Raw genomic sequence first — 21,067 nt, forward strand, 5'->3', positions numbered from 1 at the left:
GTCCCCGGGCGCACCCGCCGCGGGACGGGGACCGGCCACGGGACGGAGACCGGCCACGGGACGGGGGACCAACCGCGAGACGGAGGACCCGCCGCGTCCCCCGCCATTGCACCGCGTCCCCCGCCATTGCACCGCGCACCCCGCCGTTCAGCTGCGCCCTCCGCTATACCGCACGCGTATACACCGGCGATACACCCACGAGTAAAGTAGCCCGCATGTCAATCGGTCATACGCTGCTGGGCCTCCTGGAGTCCGGCCCCCGCCATGGCTACGACCTCAAGCGGGCCTTCGACGAACGCTTCGGCCAGGACCGCCCGCTGCACTACGGGCAGGTCTACTCCACGATGTCCCGGCTGCTGAAGAACGGCCTGGTCGAGGTGGACGCCGTGGAGGCCGGGGCGGGCCCGGAGCGCAAGCGGTATGCGATCACGGACGCCGGGATCACCGATGTCGCCCAGTGGCTGGCCCGCCCGGAGAAGCCCGAGCCGTACCTCCAGTCGACGCTCTACACCAAGGTCGTCCTGGCCCTGATGACCGGTCGCAACGCCGCCGAACTACTGGACTCCCAGCGCGCCGAGCATCTGCGGCTGATGCGCGGACTGACCGAGCGCAAGCGCACCGGCGACCTCGCCGACCAGTTGATCTGCGACCATGCGCTGTTCCATCTCGAAGCCGATCTGCGCTGGCTGGAGCTGACCGCCGCCCGGCTCGACAAGCTGGCCGAAGCGGTCCGTGCATGACACCGGAAGGATCCTCCCCCGGCTCCGCCGGGAGGTGCCCCCAGCTCGCGGCGGAGGGGCTGCACAAGAGCTACGGGGCGACACCGGCGCTGGATGGCGTGGAGTTCTCCATCCAGCCGGGTGAGGTCGTCGCCGTCATGGGCCCGTCGGGCTCCGGCAAATCGACCCTGCTGCACTGCCTCGGCGGGATCATCAGCCCGGACTCCGGCACCGTCCGCTACGGCCCGCACACCCTGAACGCGCTGAGCGACGCCCGGCGCAGCGCCCTGCGCCGTACCGACTTCGGTTTCGTCTTCCAATTCGGCCAGCTGGTACCGGAGTTGACCGCACTGGAGAATGTCGCGCTGCCCCTGCGGCTGAACGGCACCAAGCGCAAAGAGGCCGAACGGCAGGCCCGCGAGTGGCTGGAGCGGCTGGAGGTGGAGAAGGTGCACGGCCGGCGGCCCGGCGAGATATCCGGCGGCCAGGGCCAGCGGATCGCGGTCGCCCGCGCCCTCGCCACCCGCCCGCGGGTCATCTTCGCGGACGAGCCCACCGGCGCCCTGGACTCGCTCAACGGCGAGCGCGTCCTGACCCTGCTGACCGACGCCGCCCGGGAGAACCGTGCCGCGGTCGTCCTGGTCACCCACGAGGCCCGGGTCGCCGCCTACTCCGACCGGGAGATCGTGGTCCGGGACGGCAAAGTGAAGGACATGTCGGCGGGCCTGATATGAGCCTGCTGCGCTCGTCCACCGGCAGTGGCGGTGGCACCGGAAGTGACAGTGGCACCGGCAGCGACGACGGCGGCAGCAGCGGCCGGGGCAGCGGCCCCGGCACCGGCCGGGGCGACGGCCGCACACCCGAACCGCCCGCCCCCCGGGGCCCGTCCGCCGCCCCCCGCACCGGCCCCGCGATCTGGGCCCGTGACCTCGCGATGGGGATGCGGTTCGCAGCCGGCGGCGGCCGCGAGGGCTGGATCCGTACGGCGCTGACCGCGCTCGGCGTCGGCCTGGGCGTGGCCGTCCTGCTGCTGTGCTCGTCCGTACCGCCCCTGCTGGATGCCTGGCACGGCCGGGAGAAGGCCCGCGAGAACCTGGGCCAGGTACACGCTCCCCCGCGCTCCGACCGCACCGTCCTCTACACCTCGGCAGATACCACCTTCCGCGGTGCGCCGATCCGCGGCCGCCTGCTCCGCCCGGACGGCACGCATCCGGCCCTGCCGCCCGGCATCGGCCATCCCCCCGGCCCCGGACGGATGCTGGTCTCCCCGGCGCTCAAGGAGCTGCTCAACTCCCCCGAAGGTGCGCTGCTGCGCGACCGGCTGCCCTACGGCGTCGCCGGAGTGATCGGCGACGAGGGTCTGCTCGGCCCGCGCGAGCTCACCTACGTCGCGCAGAGCGCCACACTCACCGCGCCCGACGGCTACCGCGTCGACCACTTCGGCAAGAACTGGCACCCGCCGCCGATGCCGGCGCCCGTCGTGCTTCTCGTGGTCATGACGTGTGTGACGCTGATGCTGCCGGTGCTGGCCTTCCTCGGCACGTCCATACGGTTCGGCAGCGAGCGGCGGGAGCGCCGGCTGGCCGCGCTCCGGCTGGTCGGCGCCGATGTCCGTACGACCCGCCGGATCTCCTCCGGTGAGGCGCTGTTCGGTGCGCTGCTGGGGCTGGCGGGCGGCGGCGCACTGTTCCTGGCCGGCCGGCAGTGCGCTTCGGTGATCACACTGTGGGGCGTCAATGTCTTCCCCTCGGACGTGGCGCCCGCCCCGCTCGCCGTCGCGCTGATCGCCGTACTCGTGCCGGCGGCGGCGGTCGTGGTGACGCTGTTCGCCCAGCGCGGCATCACCGTCGAACCGCTGGGCATCGTCCGCAACCGCCCCGCGCTGCGCCGCCGGCTGTGGTGGCGGGTGGCGCTGCCCGCCCTGGGCATCGCGCTGCTGGTGCCGCTGGCCCGGGCGCAGCCGTGGCGCGACACCCCGTTCAACGCCCTCCGGCTCGCGACCGGCGCGATGCTGCTGCTGCTCGGCGTCACCGCCCTGCTGCCCTGGCTGGTGGACGCGGTGGTCGGCCGGCTGCACGGCGGTCCGGTCGCCTGGCAACTCGCGGTCCGCCGCCTGCAGTTGAGCAGCAGCTCGGCCACCCGCGCGGTCAGCGGCATCACCATCGCGGTGGCCGGGGCCATCGCGATCCATATGCTCATGACGGGGATGCAGACCGGCTACGCCCAGGCGTACGCGGAGTCCGGCAAGCTCCCGCGAATCAGTCTGTGGGCCGGGGCCAAGGGCTGGCCGCAGACCCGGCGGGCGCTCGGCGCGCTGCGCGCCACGCCAGGGGTAACGGCGGTCCGCGGCACGATCGACGCGAACATCGCCCGGCTGCCGGCCGCCGGCCGTCCCGCGTCCGGTGCACGGCTCTCGACGCTCGCCGTCGGCAACTGCGCCGAGCTGCGCAGACTGGCCCACCTGGGTTCCTGCCGGGACGGCGAGGTGTTCCTCACCGATGTCACGGGCCGGGACGCCGCGCTCGCGCCCGGGACGACGGTCAGCCTCAACCCCCCGTACGTCTCCGAAGATCCGCGGCCCCCGCACCCCTGGGCGGTCCCCGCGGCGGCCCGCGAGGTCCGGCTCCTCGACCGCGCACGCGGCCCCGACCACTTCTCGTACGACCTGCTGGCCACCCCGTCCGCCCTCGACACCGGCCGGCTCGGCCACCCCACCGCGGAGTTCAAGGTCGACTTCGATCGCGGCACCCCGGACGCCGTGGAGCACATCCGCAACACCGTGGCCCGTATCGATCCGACGATGAACGAGTCCTCCGCCGTCGACAATCCACATGACGCGCAGTACACCGGCGTCCGCAACAGCCTGTTCGCCGGTGCCGTCCTCACCCTGCTGCTGATCGGCTCGGGCCTGGTCATCTCCACCGTCGAACAGCTCCACGAGCGCCGCCGGCTGCTGTCCACCCTCGATGCGTACGGCACCCGCCGCGCCACCCTGGGCTGGTCGGTGCTGTGGCAGACCGCCCTGCCCGTACTGCTCGGACTGGGCCTGGCGCTGGGCTGCGGGCTGGCGCTGGGGACGCTGCTGCTGACGACGATCGACAACCCGGTGACGGTCGACTGGCCGGTGGTGGCGGGCATCACCGGGGCCGGCGGCGGCATGATCTTCTTGGTGACGCTGCTGAGCCTGCCGCCGCTGTGGCGGATGATGCGGCCCGAAGGGCTGCGGACGGAGTGAGCGCGGCACTGCCCGGCGCCTCCCGTCCGGGCCGGGGCGCGACGCTCCGCCGCTGGGGCACCGACCTCGCCATGGGCGCCCGGTTCGCCGTCACCGGTGGCCGCGAGGGCTGGATCCGTACGACGCTGACCGCGCTCGGCGTCGGCCTGGGCGTCGCCGTCCTGCTGCTGGCGACCGCGGTCCCGAATGTGCTGGACGCCGCCACGGCGCGGCACCGGGCCCGTAACGTCGTGCCCGCCGCGGCCGGGGCCGGGCCCTCGGACCGGACGCTGCTGACCGCCCCGGTGGGCAGCGCCTACCGCGATCTGCCGGTGCGCGGCCTGCTCCTGAGGGCCGAGGGGCCCCACGCCCCCGTACCGCCGGGCCTGTCCCGGCTGCCGGGGCCCGGCGAGATGGCCGTCTCCCCCGCACTGTCGGACCTGCTGTCCGCCCCCGGGGGCGCACTGCTCAAGAAGCGCTTCCGCTCTCTGCGGATCACCGCCACCATCGGCGATGCGGGGCTCGTCCACCCCGGTGAACTCCTCTTCTACCAGGGCAGCGACGCTCTGCTGCGGCCCGGCGGCGGCATCGAGCGGATCACCGCGTTCGGCGACCACGGGGACCCGTTCCGGGCCAGTCCCCTGATGGTGCTGGTCATCCTGGTGAGCTGTGTGGCGCTGCTGGCTCCCGTGGCCGTCTTCATCGCGACCGCGGTGCGGTTCGGCGGGGAGCGCCGCGACCGGCGGCTCGCCGCGCTGCGGCTGGTCGGTGCCGACCGGGCCACCACCGCGCGGATCGCCGCCGGCGAGGCGCTGGCCGGGGCGCTGTTCGGCCTGCTCACCGGCGCCGCGCTCTTCCTTGCGGGACGGATCCCGCTCACCGGCGTCTCCCTCTTCGGCATCGGGTGCTTTCCGTCCGACGTGTCGCCGGATGCCGTACTCGCGGGTTGTGTCGCGGTGGCCGTCCCGCTCTGTTCGGTCGGCGTCACGCTGACCGCCATGCGACGGGTCGCCGCCGAGCCGCTGGGCGTCACCCGCACGGCTGTGCCGCGCCGCCGACGGCTGTGGTGGCGGCTGCTGCTGCCGGCCGCCGGAGCGGCGCTGCTGCTGCCGCAGGCGATCGGCGGACCGGGCCGCGGCGACCTCGCCGACGCCCAGCTGGTCCTCGGGGCCGCGCTGCTTCTGCTGGGCGTGGCGGCGCTGCTGCCGTGGCTGGTGGACACCGCGGTGGCCCGTCCGGACGGCGCGGGCCTCGGCGGCCAGGCCTGGCAACTTGCGGTCCGCCGCCTGCAGTTGAGCAGTACCACGGCGAGCCGTTCGGTCAGCGGGATCACCGTCGCGGTGGCCGGTGCCCTCGCCGTACAGCTGCTGCTGACCGGCTCCCAGAGCCTCGACGAGCAGCGCCGCGGCCCCGCGTGGACCGAGGTCGACGCGCGCGACGGCACGGTGCCCGTCGCCCGCGCCCCGCAGCTGTACGCCCGGCTGCGCGCGGCCACGGGCGTCCGCGCGGCGCACGGCATGGTCTCCGGCTACGCGGACTCCGCCCGCCACCAGCGCACCCTGGCGCACACCGCGCCCGGCGCGGGCGACGACCCCGAGCCGTACCGGGTGACCGTCGCCGACTGCGCCGCCCTGCGCCAACTGGCCCGTCTCGGCGCCTGTTCCGAAGGGGACGTCTTCCTCGTCGAGAGCCCTGACGGCAGCTCTTCGCTCCCCCGCCCGGGCGCACGGCTGGCCCTCGACCCGGTCGGCAGCCGCAGCGACCACCGGGCGCCCGCCCTCTGGCCCGTCCCTCGCACGGCCCGCCCCGCCACCGCCGTGCCCGGCGGCCTCCCGCCCCGTTTCAGCGGCTCCCGGCTGCTCGCCACCCCCGCGGCCCTGCCCCCCACGCTGCTGCGCCACCCCCAGGTCACCGCCCTGCTGCGGCTCGACCCGCGCACTCCTGACGCCATCGAACACGTCCGCAACACGGCCGCCGCGCTCTCGCCGCGGATCGACGTCAGCACCTCCGAGGACGGCAGCACCGCCGGCACCGTCACCGCCTTCCGCCACGGCCTGACCGCCTGCGCCGCCGCCGTACTGCTGCTGATCGGCTGCGGTCTGCTGATCAGCACCCTGGAACAACTCCGCGACCGCGCACGGGTGTTGTCCGCCCTGGACGCCCTCGGCACCCCGCGCGCCGTGCTGGGCCGCTCGATCCTGTGGCAGACGACCGTCCCCGTGGTCCTCGGCCTGGCGCTCGCACTCGGCTGCGGACTGGCCCTCGGCCGGCTGCTCCTCCACATGGCGGGCCTCCCCTGGCAGGCCGACTGGTGGGGCATCCTCACCCTCACCGGCACCGCGGCGACCGTCGTCCTCGGCGTCACCGCGCTCTCCCTGCCGCTGCTGTGGCGCCTGATGCGCCCGGACGGGCTGCGTGCGGAATGAACCTGCGAGATCACTCCGCACGCAGCAGTGCCCGCCAACTGCTCCAGGGGGACCTCTTGTGCGCCGGCTCGTCTACTGCATCGCCGCCCCCTCGACGACTTCCTCGCCGACCCGGACGGTGCGGACCCCACCGGCCCGGACGGCTTCTGGCCGCTCGCCGACGACTACCTCAAGCATCTGGCTGCTCGGCGGCAGCGAACTGGCCGGCGTGCTCTACCCCGAGATCGACCAGCTGATCGTCAAACTCAGCCCCCTCACCCTCGGCTCCGCCCTCCCCCTCTTCTCCCCCACCACCCCCTTCCGCCCCCACACCTGGGAACTGACCGAGCACACGCTCCTGCAGAGCGGCCCGGCCTTCCTGACGTATGACCGGGGCGGAGCGGTCTGAGCGGGGGGGGCGGGGGCCGGGGTGGACGGCGCCCCGACACGGCCCGTCCTGATGGCGCCGGAGGGGCCGGGCGGGCGATCCACGAACGGATGAACGTGGTCATACAAGACCTGTAAAGGCTCCCCGCCTACCATGATGGTCTCGGCACCAGCCAACGGGAGGCGTGCAATGTCCGCAGCAGCTGTCGAGGGACCGTACGCGGGCGGGCACAAGCCGCTGACGCTCCTCCAGCAGGCCGACCAGCTCATGAAGCAGCTCCCTGGCCACCGCGTCGAGATCCTCGGAGGCGTCCTCACCGTGACCCCACCCCGGGACCCTGCCCACGCGAAGGGGCTGGCCCGCCTCAGGCGCCCCTTCGTCGCCGCGGGCTTGGACGGCGGCGAAACGGAAATCCTTGAAGGGCTCGGGCTGTGGCTACCGGACGGCCCGGAGAATTTCGCCGTTCCGGACCTGTCCGTTGTCGACGCCGACTTCGAAGACCATGTCATCCAGTACGAATGTTGCGACCCGGCAGCCTTCCGCATGGTCCTTGAGATCACCTCCGGGAACTACTCCAACGACCTGCGCACGAAGGTCACCGCTTACGGTGCCGCCAGGATCCCGGTCTATGTGATCGTCGACCGCAAGCACGAACGTCTCCACGTCCTCACCGAGCCCATGAGAGACGGCTACGGAGTACACCGCATCCACGTGGCCGGCGAAAAGGTCACTCTCCCCGAGTCGATCGGGGCCGAAGTCTCCCTGGACGTGGCCCAGACCCTGGACGACGCCAGGCCCCGCGCCTCGCACCGCCCCTGACCCTCACCCCCCGGCCATCCGCACCGGCAGCCCCCGCAGCGCGGCCCGCAGCGCCGCCGCGAACTCCTCGAACTCGCCCTGGCGGGCGGCGCCCGTCCGCATGGCGAGGGCGATCGTCCGTGCGGGCGCCGGGTCGGCGAAGTAGCCGGTGGTGAGCTGGTCGTTGCGGCCGGTCTCGACGCGGAGTGCGGTGCGGGGCAGCAGGGTCACGCCGAGGCCGCCGGCAACGAGTTGGACCAGGGTGGACAGGCCCGCCGCGCTGGTCGTCACGGGGGTGTTCTCGTCCCGGCCGGCCTCCCGGCAGATGTCCAGGGCCTGGTCCCTCAGGCAGTGGCCCTCGTCCAGCAGCAGCAGGTCCAGTTCCTGGAGGGCCTGGCGCGGGATGTCGCCGCGGCCGCCGAGCCAGTGGTCCTTGGGTGCGACCAGGACGAAATCCTCGTCGAAGAGCGGGAGTTCGGTGATCTGGGGGACGCCGAGCGGCACGGCGAGCAGGAGCAGGTCGAGGCGTCCGTGGGACAGGCCGTCCAGGAGGGAGGCGGTCTGCTCCTCGTGCACCTGGAGGTCCAGGTCGGGGTAGGCCTCATGGACCAGCTTCAGGACGGCCGGCAGCAGATACGGGGCGACGGTAGGGATGACGCCGAGCCGCAGCACGCCCGTGAACGGTGCGCGGGCCGCCTCCGCCTCCTCCATCAGATCGCCGACGGCCTCCAGGACCGTCCTGGCCCGCGCGGCCACCCGCTCCCCCGCGGGCGACAGCAGCACCTTGCGCGTCGTACGCTCCAGCAGCTGCACTCCCAGGGTCTCCTCCAGCGCGGAGACCGACCCGGACAGCGCGGGCTGGCTCATTCCGATCTCGGCCGCCGCCTCGCGGAAATGCAGATGCTCGGCCACCGCCACGAACGCCCGCAGCTGGGCCAGGCTCGGCTGGCGGGGTCTGCCGCCCTGACTCGCCGGTGAAGCCACTGATAACCACCTCCGATCAACATCAACCAGTCTAGCTATTTCCCTGATCAATGCCTGCTGTGGCAGTGTGTAACCCGTCCAAGCCTCAAGGAAAGTCCTCAAAAGGGACTTTCTGCGCAACAAGGAGAGTACGTGCTCACTGTCGGTGACAAGTTCCCCGAGTTCGACCTGACCGCCTGCGTCTCGCTGGAGAAGGGCGCGGAGTTCGAGCAGATCAACCACAAGACCTACGAGGGCAAGTGGAAGATCGTCTTCGCGTGGCCCAAGGACTTCACCTTCGTGTGCCCGACCGAGATCGCCGCCTTCGGCAAGCTGAACGACGAGTTCGCCGACCGTGACGCCCAGGTCCTCGGCTTCTCCGGCGACTCCGAGTTCGTGCACCACGCCTGGCGCAAGGACCACCCGGACCTGACCGACCTGCCCTTCCCGATGCTCGCCGACTCCAAGCACGAGCTCATGCGCGACCTGGGCATCGAGGGCGAGGACGGCTTCGCGCAGCGCGCCGTCTTCATCGTCGACCAGAACAACGAGATCCAGTTCACCATGGTGACCGCCGGTTCCGTCGGCCGTAACCCCAAGGAGGTCCTGCGGGTCCTCGACGCCCTGCAGACCGACGAGCTGTGCCCCTGCAACTGGTCCAAGGGCGACGAGACCCTCGACCCGGTCGCGCTGCTCTCGGGCGAGTGAACCGCAGCTAGCGAACTGGAGGCAGATCTGACATGGCTCTCGACGAACTGAAGTCCGCGGTCCCGGACTACGCCAAGGACCTCAAGCTCAACCTCGGCTCGGTCATCGGCAACAGCGACCTGCCGCAGCAGCAGCTGTGGGGCACCGTGCTGGCCTGCGCGATCGCTTCGCGCTCGCCGAAGGTGCTGCGCGAGCTGGAGCCGGAGGCGAAGGCCAACCTCTCCGCCGAGGCCTACAGCGCCGCGAAGTCCGCCGCCGCCATCATGGCGATGAACAACGTCTTCTACCGGACCCGGCACCTGCTGTCGGACCCGGAGTACGGCACCCTGCGCGCCGGTCTGCGGATGAACGTCATCGGCAACCCGGGCGTGGACAAGGTCGACTTCGAGCTGTGGTCGCTGGCCGTCTCGGCCATCAACGGCTGCGGTATGTGCCTGGACTCGCACGAGCAGGTGCTCCGCAAGGCCGGTGTGGACCGCGAGACGATCCAGGAGGCCGTCAAGATCGCGTCCGTCCTGCAGGCCGTCGGCGCCACCCTCGACGCCGAGGCCGCGCTCGCCGAGTAATTCCGGCGCGCGCGGGACACCCGCACACAAGAACCCCGCAGACCTGGCGTCTGCGGGGTTCTGTGCGTCCGGTGCCCGGCGCGACCGGGAAGTCGCGGCCGGGAAGTGTCTTCCGGATCAACCGGATGACACCGATCACACGGGTCGCCCGGACCGGTCCGGGCGACCCGGAGAAGGTGCCCTACGCCCCGGGTTCCTCGGGCCTGGCCCGCACCGGGGGCGGAGTCGGCGCCACCGAGATCGCGGTGGCGCCGCGCGGGGCCACCGCCATCCGTACCGCCTGTTCCCTGGAGTACGAACGCAGGTAGCCGACCACCGTGTTGGTGACCGCGACCAGCGGCACCGCGACCACCGCACCGCCGATACCGGCGATCAGACCGCCCGCGGCGACCGACAGGATCACCGCGAGCGGATGCACCCGGACCGCCCGGCCCAGGATGAACGGCTGCAGGACGTGCCCCTCGATCTGCTGGACGGCCAGCACCACCGCCAGCACCATCAGCGCCGTGAACACCCCGTTGGCGACCAGCGCGATGACACACGCCAGCGCACCCGAGACCACCGCGCCGACCAGCGGAATGAAGGCGAACAGGAAGATGAAGACGGCGAGCGGCACGGCCAGCGGCACATTGAGGAAGTACAGGCCGATACCGATGAAGATGGCATCGATCAGGGCGACGACCACCGTGCCGCGCACATAGGCGGTCAGCGTCCGCCAGGCCCGCGGCCCGGCGCCCGCCACCCCTTCGCGAGCCGCGCTCGGGACCAGCTTGAGCACCCAGTTCCAGATCCGCCGGCCGTCGTAGAGCAGGAAGAGCGTGGTGAACATCGCCAGCAGGATGCCGGTGAGCACTTCGAGGACGACGGTGACGCCCTCCAGACCGGCCGAGGTGATGGCCTCGGTGTTGGCGCCGACCGCGTCCTGCAGATTCTTGGCGATCTGGGTGATCTGAGACTCGGTCACATGGAACGGGCTCTTCAGCAGCCAGCCCTTGAGCTCGGTGATGCCCTCCTGGATGCGGCTGGAGACCGAGTCGATGTTGTCCTGGACCTGCCAGACCACGAACCAGCCGACCAGGCCCATGATGACGAACCCGCTGATGAAGGTCAGCGCGGTGGCCGGCCCACGCGGCAGCCCGCGCCGGCGCAGCCAGCCCACGGTGGGCTGCAGCAGCGCGGTGATCAGCGTCGCCGCGATGAAGGCGAGCACCACCAGTTCGATGGTGGTGATGACGCGCGCGAGGACCCACAGCGTGGCCGCCAGCACCAGCAGCCGCCAGCCCGCCTCGGCGGCGACCCGTACGCCCCACGGCACCGCGTCGACCGGATCGGGGCGGGCCGCGACGGCCGGGGCGTAGGACGGCGGCGGGGGGACGTTCTCCGGCGGGACGGCATCGGGGGACGGCGCGGCGAGCTCGGTCGCGGGGTGCGGCACCCCGTCCGTGGCTTCCGGCAGTTGGGTACGGGGGACCGTGAGCGTGGCCGGCGCACCGCCGTGCGGCGTTGCGCCGTCCGCCGGACCCCCGGCCGCGGGGGCATCCGCATGACCGGCACGCCTCAGCTCTCCCGAGTCGCCGGCCTCCACCGAGGAGTCCGGAAAGCTCCCGCCAGGGGGAACCCCCACCGCGGCTTCCGCACGGCGGCGCTGATCCTCCATCCGCTGCGAGAGCCGGGTCAGACCGGCGCCGAGGCCACCGACCCACTGAGGCAATCTGGACATGTGCCTTCCTCTTCCCCTCCCACGCGCCACAACCTGACGGGCACGACGTTACCTGTGCCGGACGCACGAAACCCCCGACGCTGCCGCGTTCGGGGGTTTCGGAAGTGCGGTGGTACTGCCGGCGGGCCTAGTACCAGCTGTTGGCCTGCCAGAACGACCAGGCGCCACAGGGGCTGCCGTAGCGGTCGTTCATGTAGTTCAGCCCCCACTTGATCTGGGTGGCCGGGTTGGTCTGCCAGTCGGAACCCGCAGAGGACATCTTGGAGCCGGGCAGCGCCTGGACCAGGCCGTAGGCGCCGGAGCCGGCGTTGGTGGCCTTGTAGTTCCAGCCGGACTCGTGGTCCACGATGTGGCTGAAGCACTGGAACTGGTCGCCGGCCATCATCTGCCGCGCGATGGACTGCGTCTCGCCGATGGAGTACGAGGCCTTGCCGAGGAGGTCGCCCAGGTCGCCGCGCGCGGAGGAGCGGGACGCCGCCTGCTTCTCCTTGCGTGCGTCGGCCTCCTTCTTGGCCTTCGCCTGGTCCGCCGCGTCCTTCTTGCTCTGCGCGGTCTCAGCGGCAGCCTTGCGGGCCGACTCCTGAGCGGACTTCAGTGCTGCCGTGTCCGCCTGGGTGGACTGGTCGTCCGCCTGCTGCGTCAGGGAAGCCGTCTGCACCTGGGCCTGTGCGCCCGCGGGGATGTCGGCGATCGTCGCGTCGGCAGCGGTGGCCTCGGTGTTGCCGACCGAGGCGGGCTCGTTGCCTGCAGCGACGCCGACCACGGCGCCGACGGTGGTGACCGCGGTGGCGGATGCCACGGCGAATCCCCGGACCGAGATCCGGCTCACACGTTTTCCTTCCAGCATCGCCCGCATAGGTGACCTCGCGGGCGCAATCGTGCCCCTGACGCTGGCCTCCCCTTGTTCCGGGCCCTGTTGAGCGGAGGGTCCGACTGGTCACGGGAAGCACTGGCCCGGTACGTCCCCCTCGGGGTCCGCGTGGTGCTCGGGCGGCATACGGCGCATCGCTATGAAGTTCGTTGGTTCTACACGCCTCCCCCAGTCTCACCTTCGTTCGACCGGGGGCACCCCGATGGGGTGCTTGGTGCCGTATGCGGGGCCTGACAGGACCCAGACTCTGCCCGACCGGGAGGCCGGGAGGCAATTCCCCGCTGGGTGTGAAAGCTCACACCTCGTTTACGGCAAACGATTTTCGGATATCCACTCGCAGCACTGCGCCGCCCGGCTAAGCTCCTTCGCTTTGCCGGGCGGCGCTGTGTTCACAACCGGTCAGATCCGGCCGTCCTCCAGCAATTCGGTCACCAGGGCCGCGATCGGCGAGCGCTCCGAGCGGTTCAGCGTGACGTGGGCGAACAGCGGATGCCCCTTCAGCTTCTCGACGACGGCGACCACACCGTCGTACCGCCCGACCCGGAGGTTGTCGCGCTGCGCGACATCATGCGTCAGCACGACTCGGGAGTTGGCGCCGATACGGGACAGAACCGTCAAAAGGACGTTCCGCTCCAGCGACTGGGCCTCGTCCACGATGACGAACGCGTCATGCAGCGAGCGCCCCCGGATATGGGTCAGCGGCAGCACCTCCAACATGCCGCGCCCCACCACCTCTTCGATGACGTCCTTGCTGGTCACCGCGGACAGCGTGTCGAAGACGGCCTGGGCCCAGGGGCTCATCTTCTCCGCCTCGCTGCCCGGCAGATAGCCCAGCTCCTGCCCGCCGACGGCGTACAGCGGGCGGAACACCATCACCTTGCGGTGCTGCCGGCGCTCCAATACGGCCTCCAGGCCCGCGCACAGCGCCAGCGCCGACTTGCCGGTACCGGCCCGGCCACCCATCGAGACGATGCCGACATCCGGGTCGAGCAGCAGATCCAGCGCGATCCGCTGTTCGGCGCTGCGGCCGTGGATCCCGAACGCCTCCCGGTCGCCGCGTACCAGCCGGACCGCGCCCTCCGCGGTGACCCGGCCGAGCGCCTTGCCGCGGTCGGACTGCAGTACGAGTCCGGTATGTACCGGAAGTTCGGAGACCTCCGGCACATGAGCGGTCTCGGCGGCGAAGAGGTCGTCGATCTGCTCGGCGGAGACGGTCAGCTCGGCCATCCCCGTCCAGCCGGAATCGGTGATCGCCAGCTCGGCGCGGTACTCCTCGGCCAGCAGCCCGACCGAGGACGCCTTGATGCGCAGCGGCAGGTCCTTGGAGACGACGGTGACGTCGTACCCCTCGGCCTGCAGATTGCGCGCCACGGCGAGGATCCGCGAGTCGTTGTCGCCGAGCCGGAAGCCCGCGGGCAGTATTCCGGGGTCGGAGTGGTTCAGCTCGACCCGGAGCGACCCGCCGAGATCCCCGATGGGGATGGGCGAGTCCAGCCGCCCGAACTGCACCCGGTACTCGTCCAGCAGGCGCAGCGCCTGCCGGGCGAAGTAGCCGAGCTCGGGGTGGTGCCTTTTGGCCTCCAGTTCCGTGACCACCACGACCGGCAGCACGACCTCGTGCTCGTCGAAGCGGGCCATGGCTCCTGGATCCGCCAGCAGCACACTGGTGTCGAGGACATAAGTGCGCCGGTCGTGCTCACGGCGCTGCTTGATGTTCACCACGGGTGGACGAACCCCCTCGGATGAGGTTGGGGTGCGACGGCGTCGCGGGGCGGTGTACTCCCGGGGGCGCCGCTTGTCCAGCTGTCGCTGGGCAGCGCCTCCGGGACCCCCGGCCATCTGGTGACCGGACCGGGCTCGGACCACAGTGCGCGGGCCGAACGCCGGCCCTCCGCGTCGACCGTGCGGTACGCACGGACCTCCGTGATGTGCAAAGGGCCTCCCGGGCGGACGACCCCGTGCCGTCCGCTGAGATGCGGCGCCCGATGGCTTGTTCCGGACGCCGACCTGGAAGGGATATTCCCTCGAACCTGCGTAGCCATGCCACGGCATATGACGCACGGTCGATGAACCTTGGGTAACGCCTGCTCGCCGGGCGACGGCGTCGCCAAGGTGGTACCCGAGGGGATGGTGTGTCAGAAGAGGCCCCGTCAGCGGCACATGGAGCCGACGGGGCCTGGTGACACCCCGCAACGGAAGGGGCATCAAGGACTTCAGGGGTGAATCAGGCTCACGGGGTGTGAGTGACCCTTATGGCCGAATGCGGCGGAACGCGGCGAAGCGCCCCGGGCACCCCTAGAAGCCGTAGCGCCGGTGCCGGGCGGCGTAGTCGCGCAGGGCGCGCAGGAAGTCGACCTTCCGGAACGCCGGCCAGAAAACCTCGCAGAAGTAGTACTCCGAATGGGCGCTCTGCCACAGCATGAAGCCCGACAGCCGCTGCTCACCGCTCGTACGGATCACCAGATCCGGATCGGGCTGGCCGCGGGTGTACAGGTGCTCGGAGATCAGGTCGATGTCGACGATCTCCGCCAGCTCCTCGAAGGAGGTGCCGCGCTCGGCGTGGTCCAGCAGCAGCGAGCGCACCGCGTCGGCGATCTCCTGCCGGCCGCCGTAGCCGACCGCGACGTTCACCAGGACGCCGGTGTTGTCGCGGGTGGCCTGCTCGGACTCCTTGAGCACCTGCTGGGTGGCGGCCGGCAGCAGATCGCGGTTGCCGACGTGGTGCACCCGCCAGCGGCCGTCGGCGGCCAGATCCCGGACGGTGTTCTCGATGATGCCCAGCAGCGGCTTCAGCTCGACCTCGGGCCGGTCGAGGTTGTCCGTCGACAGCAGCCACAGCGTGACCACCTCGACATCGGTCTCCTCGCACCAGCCGAGCAGCTCACTGATCTTGGCCGCACCGGCCTGGTGGCCCTGCTCGGGCGTCCGCCCGTCGGCCCGCGCCCAGCGCCGGTTGCCGTCCAGGATGACGCCGATGTGCTTGGGCACCTGGGTGTGATCCAGGCGCCCCTCCACCCTGCGCGCGTACAGCCGGTAGACCAGATTGCGCAATGCAGGCGGATAAGGGATGCGCATCCCGGAAGATCGCAGCATGTGTGGTCCAGCCCCTCCGTGCCAATGGCGGTCGCCCCGTCGCCTCAAGTGGGCAACTTTACTTCTCGGCTGTCTCGACAGCCCAATCAGGTAGGTCACAGGTACGTGATAGGGAGATGAGCATGACTGGCACCGACTACCGCGCGGCGGATTCCCGCTACGACTCGATGAAGTACCGGAGAACGGGTCACAGCGGACTCAAACTCCCCGCTATCTCCCTTGGACTGTGGCACAACTTCGGGGATGACCGCACCCTGAGCTCCCAGCGGGACATCCTGCGCCGCGCCTTCGATCTGGGCGTGACCCACTTCGATCTGGCCAACAACTACGGTCCGCCACCCGGGTCCGCCGAGCTGAACTTCGGAAAGATCTTCGCGCAGGACTTCCGCGGCTACCGCGACGAGATGATTCTGTCGACGAAGGCCGGATATCTGATGCACCCGGGCCCGTACGGTGAATGGGGTTCGCGGAAATATCTCCTCTCGTCGCTGGATGCCTCACTGAAGCGGATGGGTGTCGATTACGTCGATATCTTCTACTCGCACCGCTTCGATCCGGACACGCCGCTGGAGGAGACGATGGGCGCGCTGGCGTCCGCCGTCCAGCAGGGTAAGGCCCTGTATGTCGGGGTTTCCTCCTACAACGCCGAGCAGACCCGTGAGGCGGCCGGAATCCTGCGGGAAATGGGCGTCCGCGCGCTGATCCACCAGCCCTCCTACTCAATGATCAACCGCTGGACCGAGGACGATCTGCTGCTGGACACCCTCGAAGCCGAGGGCATGGGCTGCATCTCTTTTGCGCCACTTGCGCAGGGCATGCTCACGGACAAGTACCTGCACGGCATCCCCGAGGGCTCACGGGCCTCCCAGGGCAAGTCCCTGGACCCGGGCCTGCTGTCCGACGAGGTCGTCCGCCGCCTGCGCGGCCTCAACGACATCGCGGCCCAGCGCGGCCAGTCGCTGGCCCAGCTCGCGCTGCGCTGGGTGCTGCGCGACGACCGGATGACCTCCGCCCTGATCGGCGCCAGCAGCGTCACCCAGTTGGAGGCCAATATCGCCGCCCTCGACGCCCCTGAGATCACGGACGCCGAGCTGGCCGAGATCGACGAGTTCGCGAGGACGACGGACGGCGTGAACATCTGGGCACGGCGCTAGCGCCGGTCCGGCGATCGGGCTCGCTGTGTCGGCCTTGCCGCACCGCGCCGCCGCGCGGGGACCGGCCCGGTGCACGGAGACAAGCCGGGGCACGGAAACAAAAAGCGGGCCGGTCCGTGGGGGGGGATACGGACCGGCCCGAGGGGGGGTTTCCACCATAACCCCGCAGGAGGGGTGCTTCGTGCACCGGCGCGCGGCGGCGTGGCTCGGTCTCCGGCCCGTCGTCTCCGGCCTGTCGTCTCCGGCCGGTCGTCTCCGGCCCGTCCCGTCAGGCGGGCGTCGCGGCGGCGCCCAGCAGCAGCACGCCGAACGCCCCGAGGATCATGAAGGGCCCGAGGGGCATGGCCGTCCCCCGTGCACCACGCCGGACGATCAGCAGCCCCGCACCGTAGAGCGCACCGAGCAGCACACCCGCCGCCCCGCCGTGGACGAGGGTGCGCCAGCCGTACCACCCGAGGGCGATCCCCAGCCCGACCGCCAGCTTGGCGTCGCCCAGCCCGATGCCCTGCGGATTGACGACATAGAGCAGGAGGTAGCACGCCCCCAGGACGAGTCCGCCCAGCAGCGCCCGCCGCCACGCCCCGCCCTCGTCGGTGAACCAGCCGCCGAGCCCCAGCAGCACCGCCGCCATCACGGCGAGGGGCAGCGTCAGCACGTCCGGGAGGCGCCGGACCCGCCAGTCGACGGCCATCAGCAGCACCGCGACCGGTGTCATCGCCAGCCAGGCGACGAGTTCCGGCCGCGGTCCGGTGGCCGCCGCCAGGGCCGCACAGGCCAGTGCGGTGGCCGCCGCCATCGGCAGCGCCCCCGGCCCGTACGCCCCGCACCGCGGGCAGTGCCCCCGCCCCAGCCAGCCGCGCGCCACCCCGGTGATCGCATGCCCGCGGGGGCAGACCGCGCACCACTCCTCCTCGGGCCCAACGGCCATCCGGTGGGCGGGCCGTGGCAGGAGCACCCCGGCCGCGACCCCGTAGGCGGCGGCGAGAACCATCAGCATCACTGGCACGTGCCGACCATAGGGTGTCCCGCTTCGCAGGAGGGGACGGACGGCGGAAGAAGGATCCGGCGTGCGGGCACGGAAGGAGCCGGCAGGCGGGAGCTGGCGGAGCCGGCAGGCGGGAGCTGGCGGAGCCGGCAGGCGGGAGCTGGCGGAGCCGGCAGGCGGGAGCTGGCGGAGCCGGCAGGCGGGAGCTGGCGGAGCCGGCAGGCGGGAGCTGGCGGAGCCGGCAGGCGGGAGCTGGCGGAGCCGGCAGGCGGGAGCTGATAGAACGCTGTGCATGGTGCGTGGGGAGAACGGCCCGGGGGTCCTGTACGGCGCGGAGGACATCATTCCGGTGGAGATCGCGGCGTCCTGGCGCGCCCGCAGCCGCGGACTGCTGGGCCGCGACGGCATCGAGGGGGCGCTGCTGCTGACCCCGGCGAGCAGCGTGCACACCTTCCGGATGCGGTTCGCGATCGATGTCGCCTACCTGAGCCGGGACTTCACCGTGCTGGCCGTACGCACCATGCGCCCGGGCCGGCTGGGACTCCCCCGCCTCCGCGCCCGGCAGGTCCTGGAGGCGGAGGCCGGCGCGATGGCGCACTGGGGCCTGCGCCCCGGCCTCCGGCTCGACCTCCGGCGCGGCGCGGGTCCCGTCCGCTGACGGAGGGGTCCGGCATCCGGCCGTGCCCCGGGTGCCGACTACCCGGCCGCGTACGCCGGGCAGTCGACGGCCGGCGCGCCGACCCGCTCCGTGCGCCGCTGCAGTACGGCGGCCCACGCCGAGGCGGCGAGTGCCAGTACACCGGTGCCGGCGCCGACCCAGGCCACCGAGGTGAAGCCGAGGCCCGCGTCGATGGTGAGGCCGCCGAGCATCGGGGTGAGCGTGATCCCGACGTTGAAGGCGGAGGTGTTCAGGGCGCCTGCCATCGTCGGCGCCTCGGGGGCGAGGCGGAACACCCGTGACTGCAGGACCGGGTTGACGACGAATGCGGTGAATCCGAGGACGAAGACCAGGGGGACGGTGGTGCCGAGGCTCCCCGCCGTGAGCGCGAGCGCCGCGGACACGACGGTGAGCGCCACCACGCCCATGACCAGGGTCCGCAGCGGCATCGCGTCGGCGACCCGTCCGCCGAACGACAGCCCGGCCAGCCCGCCGACCCCGTACAGCGCGAGGACCGCGGGCACCCACGTCGCGGGCAGCCCGCTCACCTCGGTCAGCAGCGGGGCAAGGTAGCTGAAGGTGACGATCGCCGCGCCGAAGGTCAGCGCGGTGACGAGGAAGGACACCCACAGCGCCGGACGGGCCAGACCCCGCATCTCGCGCCGTACGGACAGGGGTTCACCGCCGGTGCCGTGCCCCGCGGGCAGCACGGCCCGCAGTGAGAGCGCGCTGAGCCCGGTGAGAGCGGCCACGCCCCAGAACGCCGCGCGCCAGCCCGCGTGCTGGCTGAGGACCGTACCGGCCGGCACACCCACAACGGTGGCAAGGGTCAGCCCCATGGCGACCACCGACAGCGCCTTCCCCTTGGCACCCGGCGGCACCAGGCTCACCGCCGTCGCCGCGGCCACCGCCCAGAAACCGGCGTAGGCAAGGGCGCTCACCACGCGGGTCGCGAACAGCAGCCCGTATGCCGGTGCGAGCGCACCTGCCACATGCCCGGCGATGAAGACGAGTTGGAAGGCGACCAGCGCGGTGCGGCGCGGCACCCGCAGCGTGGCCACGGCGAGTACGGGTGCGCCGAGGAACATGCCGAGGGCGAAGGCGGAGACCAGCAGACCGGCACCGGGGATGGAGACGCCGAGGTCGGCGGCGATGTCGGGGAGGAGTCCGGAGAGCATGAATTCGGAGGTGCCCTGGGCGAAGATGCCCAGGCCCAGGAGGTAGATCGCAAGTGGCATGACGGAGCGCTCCGTTGTGTGTGGGGGGGGAGGGGCAGGTCCGGTGGCGGATGGGCTAATTTTGTAACGATCAGTTCAAAACGAGCCCGTGGTGCGACCGGGCTCCGGAGGTGTGGATCAGGACGCGGGGATCGGAACGCGGGTAACGCGGGGGCCGGAAGGCACAGATCAAGATGTGCACATCAAGACGTACACATCAGGACGTGCGCATCAGGACGTGCATCAGGACGTGCGGATCAGAAGGCGCTCAGCGTTGCCTCCACGACGCCCTCCAGGGCGGTGCGCCCTACGCCGGAACGCGCTGAGACCCGCAGCCCGGCGATCGCGGCGATCACCAGATGGGCGAGGGTGCGGGCATCTTTGCCGGCCGCGATATCGCCATCGCGCCGACCGGACTCGATCACGGCACGGAGGGCCTCCAGCCGCAGCCCGTAGTCCCGTTCCAGCGAGGTGGCGACGGACGGGTCATGGGCGGCCACCTCGACACAGGTGTTGACGACCAGACAGCCGCGGCCGTCCGCCCCCTCGGCGAACTCGTCGTCGAGCACCCGCCACAGCAGTGCCCGGACCTTCTGCCGCGCGGGCAGGTCACCCTCCAGCAGCACGGACAATTCATTGTTCTTGTAGTCCATGTAGCGGGCCAGCGCCCGCTCGAAGAGGTCGTGCTTGCTCTTGAAGGTGTTGTAGATGCTGCTGCGCCCGAGACCTGTGGCCTCACACAGGTCCTGAGTGGAGGTCGCTTCATAGCCGAAGGCCCAGAACGCCTCCATCGCGGCATCCAGCGCCCGCTCCTCGTCGAACTTCCTGGGTCGCGCCATACCGGTGACGCTAGCAGGTATTGAATCGACCAGTCCAATACTGCGTGCCCGCGCTCGTGCCTGCTTCCGCATGGACGCCACGGGTCACGAGGCGCGCGGGAAGCTGACCTCGACCCGGCGGTTCTTCTTGCGGCCTGCCTCGGTGCCGTTGTCGGCGATCGGGTACTGCTCGCCATAGCCGCGGATCTGGAAGCTGACGGAGGAGCCGAGGTCTTTGGCCAGCTCCTGCTGGACGGCGTTGGCCCGTTGCTTGGACAGGACCAGGCCGTGGCTCGCCGAGCCGAGATTGTCGGTGAAGCCGAAGACCCGCAGGCGGATGGCGTTCTGTTTCTTGATCTCCGCCGCGATGCCGCCGATCCGCGACAGCGCGTCCGACGACAGCTTGGCGCTGTCCTTGTCGAACAGGACCTCCGCCTGGAGCGAGAAGGTCACATTGTCGTTGGTGTCCTGGCGGCGCTCGGAGCCGTCGTCGGTCTCGACGATGGACTTGATGTTGAGGACCTTGGACGGGGCGAGCTTGGCGCCCTGGACCATGCGCAGATCGGGGTCGTTGGGGTCGATGTGGACCGGGGGGCTGGAGTCCTCGGTCAGGCCCGGCGGATCGGCGTGGGCGGCCGGGACCGTCAGCGCCGCGGTCAGCAGCAGGGCGACGGCGGCGGTGACGGCCGTACGGGGCGCTCGGTGTGGGCGACGTCCTCGGGGCGTCCGGCTCGCGGGCATCGAGGTCGCGGGCTTCTGGGGTGCGGGCGTCTGTGGCGCGGGCATCGGA

Annotated in this window: 19 protein-coding genes; 10 read left to right on the forward strand and 9 right to left on the reverse strand. The window is 71.4% G+C overall.

Annotated features, from left to right (window positions below; genetic code table 11):
• Positions 1-215 precede the first annotated feature (215 nt).
• The 6 genes from D9V36_RS16215 to D9V36_RS16240 all read left to right on the forward strand — a co-directional run bounded on the left by D9V36_RS16215 (position 216) and on the right by D9V36_RS16240 (position 7,545).
• Positions 216-740, forward strand: coding sequence for a PadR family transcriptional regulator (locus tag D9V36_RS16215; RefSeq protein WP_129294401.1), 525 nt, complete (start codon positions 216-218; stop codon positions 738-740).
• A complete protein-coding gene (locus D9V36_RS16220) occupies positions 737-1,453 on the forward strand; it encodes an ABC transporter ATP-binding protein (RefSeq protein ID WP_129294402.1) in 717 nt (238 codons plus the stop codon). Before D9V36_RS16215 ends, D9V36_RS16220 begins: the two co-directional genes overlap by 4 nt.
• Entirely contained in the window at positions 1,450-3,954 is a 2,505-nt protein-coding gene (locus tag D9V36_RS16225) for an FtsX-like permease family protein (protein ID WP_129294403.1), read from the forward strand. Before D9V36_RS16220 ends, D9V36_RS16225 begins: the two co-directional genes overlap by 4 nt.
• On the forward strand, positions 3,951-6,359 hold the full coding sequence (locus D9V36_RS16230; protein ID WP_277753449.1) for an FtsX-like permease family protein: 2,409 nt from the start codon (positions 3,951-3,953) through the stop codon (positions 6,357-6,359). The genes D9V36_RS16225 and D9V36_RS16230 overlap by 4 nt, the downstream gene beginning before the upstream one ends.
• A gap of 58 nt (positions 6,360-6,417) precedes the next feature.
• Positions 6,418-6,747 (forward strand): hypothetical protein, encoded by a 330-nt coding sequence (locus D9V36_RS16235; RefSeq protein ID WP_347239712.1) that lies wholly within the window; start codon positions 6,418-6,420, stop codon positions 6,745-6,747.
• 168 nt (positions 6,748-6,915) lie between these two features.
• Positions 6,916-7,545: a Uma2 family endonuclease gene (locus D9V36_RS16240; protein WP_129294404.1), complete on the forward strand. Its 630-nt coding sequence runs from the start codon at positions 6,916-6,918 to the stop codon at positions 7,543-7,545.
• A gap of 3 nt (positions 7,546-7,548) precedes the next feature.
• On the opposite strand, the gene D9V36_RS16245 is transcribed toward D9V36_RS16240, so the two are convergent.
• Entirely contained in the window at positions 7,549-8,508 is a 960-nt protein-coding gene (locus tag D9V36_RS16245; RefSeq protein ID WP_129294405.1) for a LysR substrate-binding domain-containing protein, read from the reverse strand.
• A gap of 132 nt (positions 8,509-8,640) precedes the next feature.
• Between D9V36_RS16245 and D9V36_RS16250 the strand changes: the two genes are divergently transcribed.
• Together D9V36_RS16250 and D9V36_RS16255 are read left to right on the forward strand one after the other, a co-directional pair.
• Positions 8,641-9,195, forward strand: coding sequence for a peroxiredoxin (locus D9V36_RS16250; protein WP_129294406.1), 555 nt, complete (start codon positions 8,641-8,643; stop codon positions 9,193-9,195).
• 32 nt (positions 9,196-9,227) lie between these two features.
• Complete coding sequence (locus D9V36_RS16255; protein WP_088799700.1) at positions 9,228-9,761, forward strand: alkyl hydroperoxide reductase; 534 nt, start codon at positions 9,228-9,230, stop codon at positions 9,759-9,761.
• 181 nt (positions 9,762-9,942) lie between these two features.
• On the opposite strand, the gene D9V36_RS16260 is transcribed toward D9V36_RS16255, so the two are convergent.
• From D9V36_RS16260 to D9V36_RS16275, 4 genes are all read right to left on the reverse strand, one after another.
• On the reverse strand, positions 9,943-11,481 hold the full coding sequence (locus D9V36_RS16260) for an AI-2E family transporter (RefSeq protein ID WP_129294407.1): 1,539 nt from the start codon (positions 11,479-11,481) through the stop codon (positions 9,943-9,945).
• A 127-nt stretch (positions 11,482-11,608) separates the two neighbouring features.
• Positions 11,609-12,310 carry a transglycosylase SLT domain-containing protein gene (locus D9V36_RS16265; protein ID WP_129294408.1) on the reverse strand — a complete coding sequence of 234 codons (702 nt, stop codon included), beginning with the start codon at positions 12,308-12,310 and terminating at the stop codon, positions 11,609-11,611.
• 441 nt (positions 12,311-12,751) lie between these two features.
• The gene (locus D9V36_RS16270; RefSeq protein WP_129294409.1) at positions 12,752-14,074 is read right to left on the reverse strand and encodes a PhoH family protein; all 1,323 of its coding nucleotides are present in this window, start codon (positions 14,072-14,074) and stop codon (positions 12,752-12,754) included.
• 573 nt (positions 14,075-14,647) lie between these two features.
• Positions 14,648-15,427, reverse strand: a complete 780-nt coding sequence (locus tag D9V36_RS16275) for an isoprenyl transferase (protein ID WP_129298454.1) — start codon at positions 15,425-15,427, stop codon at positions 14,648-14,650.
• Between the two features lie 140 nt (positions 15,428-15,567).
• Between D9V36_RS16275 and mgrA the strand changes: the two genes are divergently transcribed.
• Positions 15,568-16,599 (forward strand): L-glyceraldehyde 3-phosphate reductase, encoded by a 1,032-nt coding sequence (gene mgrA, locus D9V36_RS16280; RefSeq protein WP_129294410.1) that lies wholly within the window; start codon positions 15,568-15,570, stop codon positions 16,597-16,599.
• 268 nt (positions 16,600-16,867) lie between these two features.
• Here mgrA and D9V36_RS16285 read toward each other — a convergent pair whose 3' ends face one another.
• Positions 16,868-17,596 (reverse strand): prepilin peptidase, encoded by a 729-nt coding sequence (locus D9V36_RS16285; RefSeq protein WP_129298455.1) that lies wholly within the window; start codon positions 17,594-17,596, stop codon positions 16,868-16,870.
• A gap of 280 nt (positions 17,597-17,876) precedes the next feature.
• Between D9V36_RS16285 and D9V36_RS16290 the strand changes: the two genes are divergently transcribed.
• Positions 17,877-18,242: a DUF192 domain-containing protein gene (locus tag D9V36_RS16290; protein WP_129294411.1), complete on the forward strand. Its 366-nt coding sequence runs from the start codon at positions 17,877-17,879 to the stop codon at positions 18,240-18,242.
• Between the two features lie 38 nt (positions 18,243-18,280).
• Here the strand turns inward: D9V36_RS16290 and D9V36_RS16295 are convergent, their stop codons facing one another.
• From D9V36_RS16295 to D9V36_RS16305, 3 genes are all read right to left on the reverse strand, one after another.
• Positions 18,281-19,480 (reverse strand): Cmx/CmrA family chloramphenicol efflux MFS transporter, encoded by a 1,200-nt coding sequence (locus tag D9V36_RS16295; protein ID WP_129294412.1) that lies wholly within the window; start codon positions 19,478-19,480, stop codon positions 18,281-18,283.
• A gap of 236 nt (positions 19,481-19,716) precedes the next feature.
• Complete coding sequence (locus D9V36_RS16300) at positions 19,717-20,298, reverse strand: TetR/AcrR family transcriptional regulator (protein WP_129294413.1); 582 nt, start codon at positions 20,296-20,298, stop codon at positions 19,717-19,719.
• Positions 20,299-20,382: 84 nt separating this feature from the next.
• Entirely contained in the window at positions 20,383-21,018 is a 636-nt protein-coding gene (locus tag D9V36_RS16305) for an OmpA family protein (protein ID WP_129298456.1), read from the reverse strand.
• Positions 21,019-21,067 lie beyond the last annotated feature (49 nt).

It is taken from the genome of Streptomyces lydicus (assembly GCF_004125265.1).
GTDB classification, from domain to species: Bacteria; Actinomycetota; Actinomycetes; order Streptomycetales; family Streptomycetaceae; genus Streptomyces; species Streptomyces lydicus_C.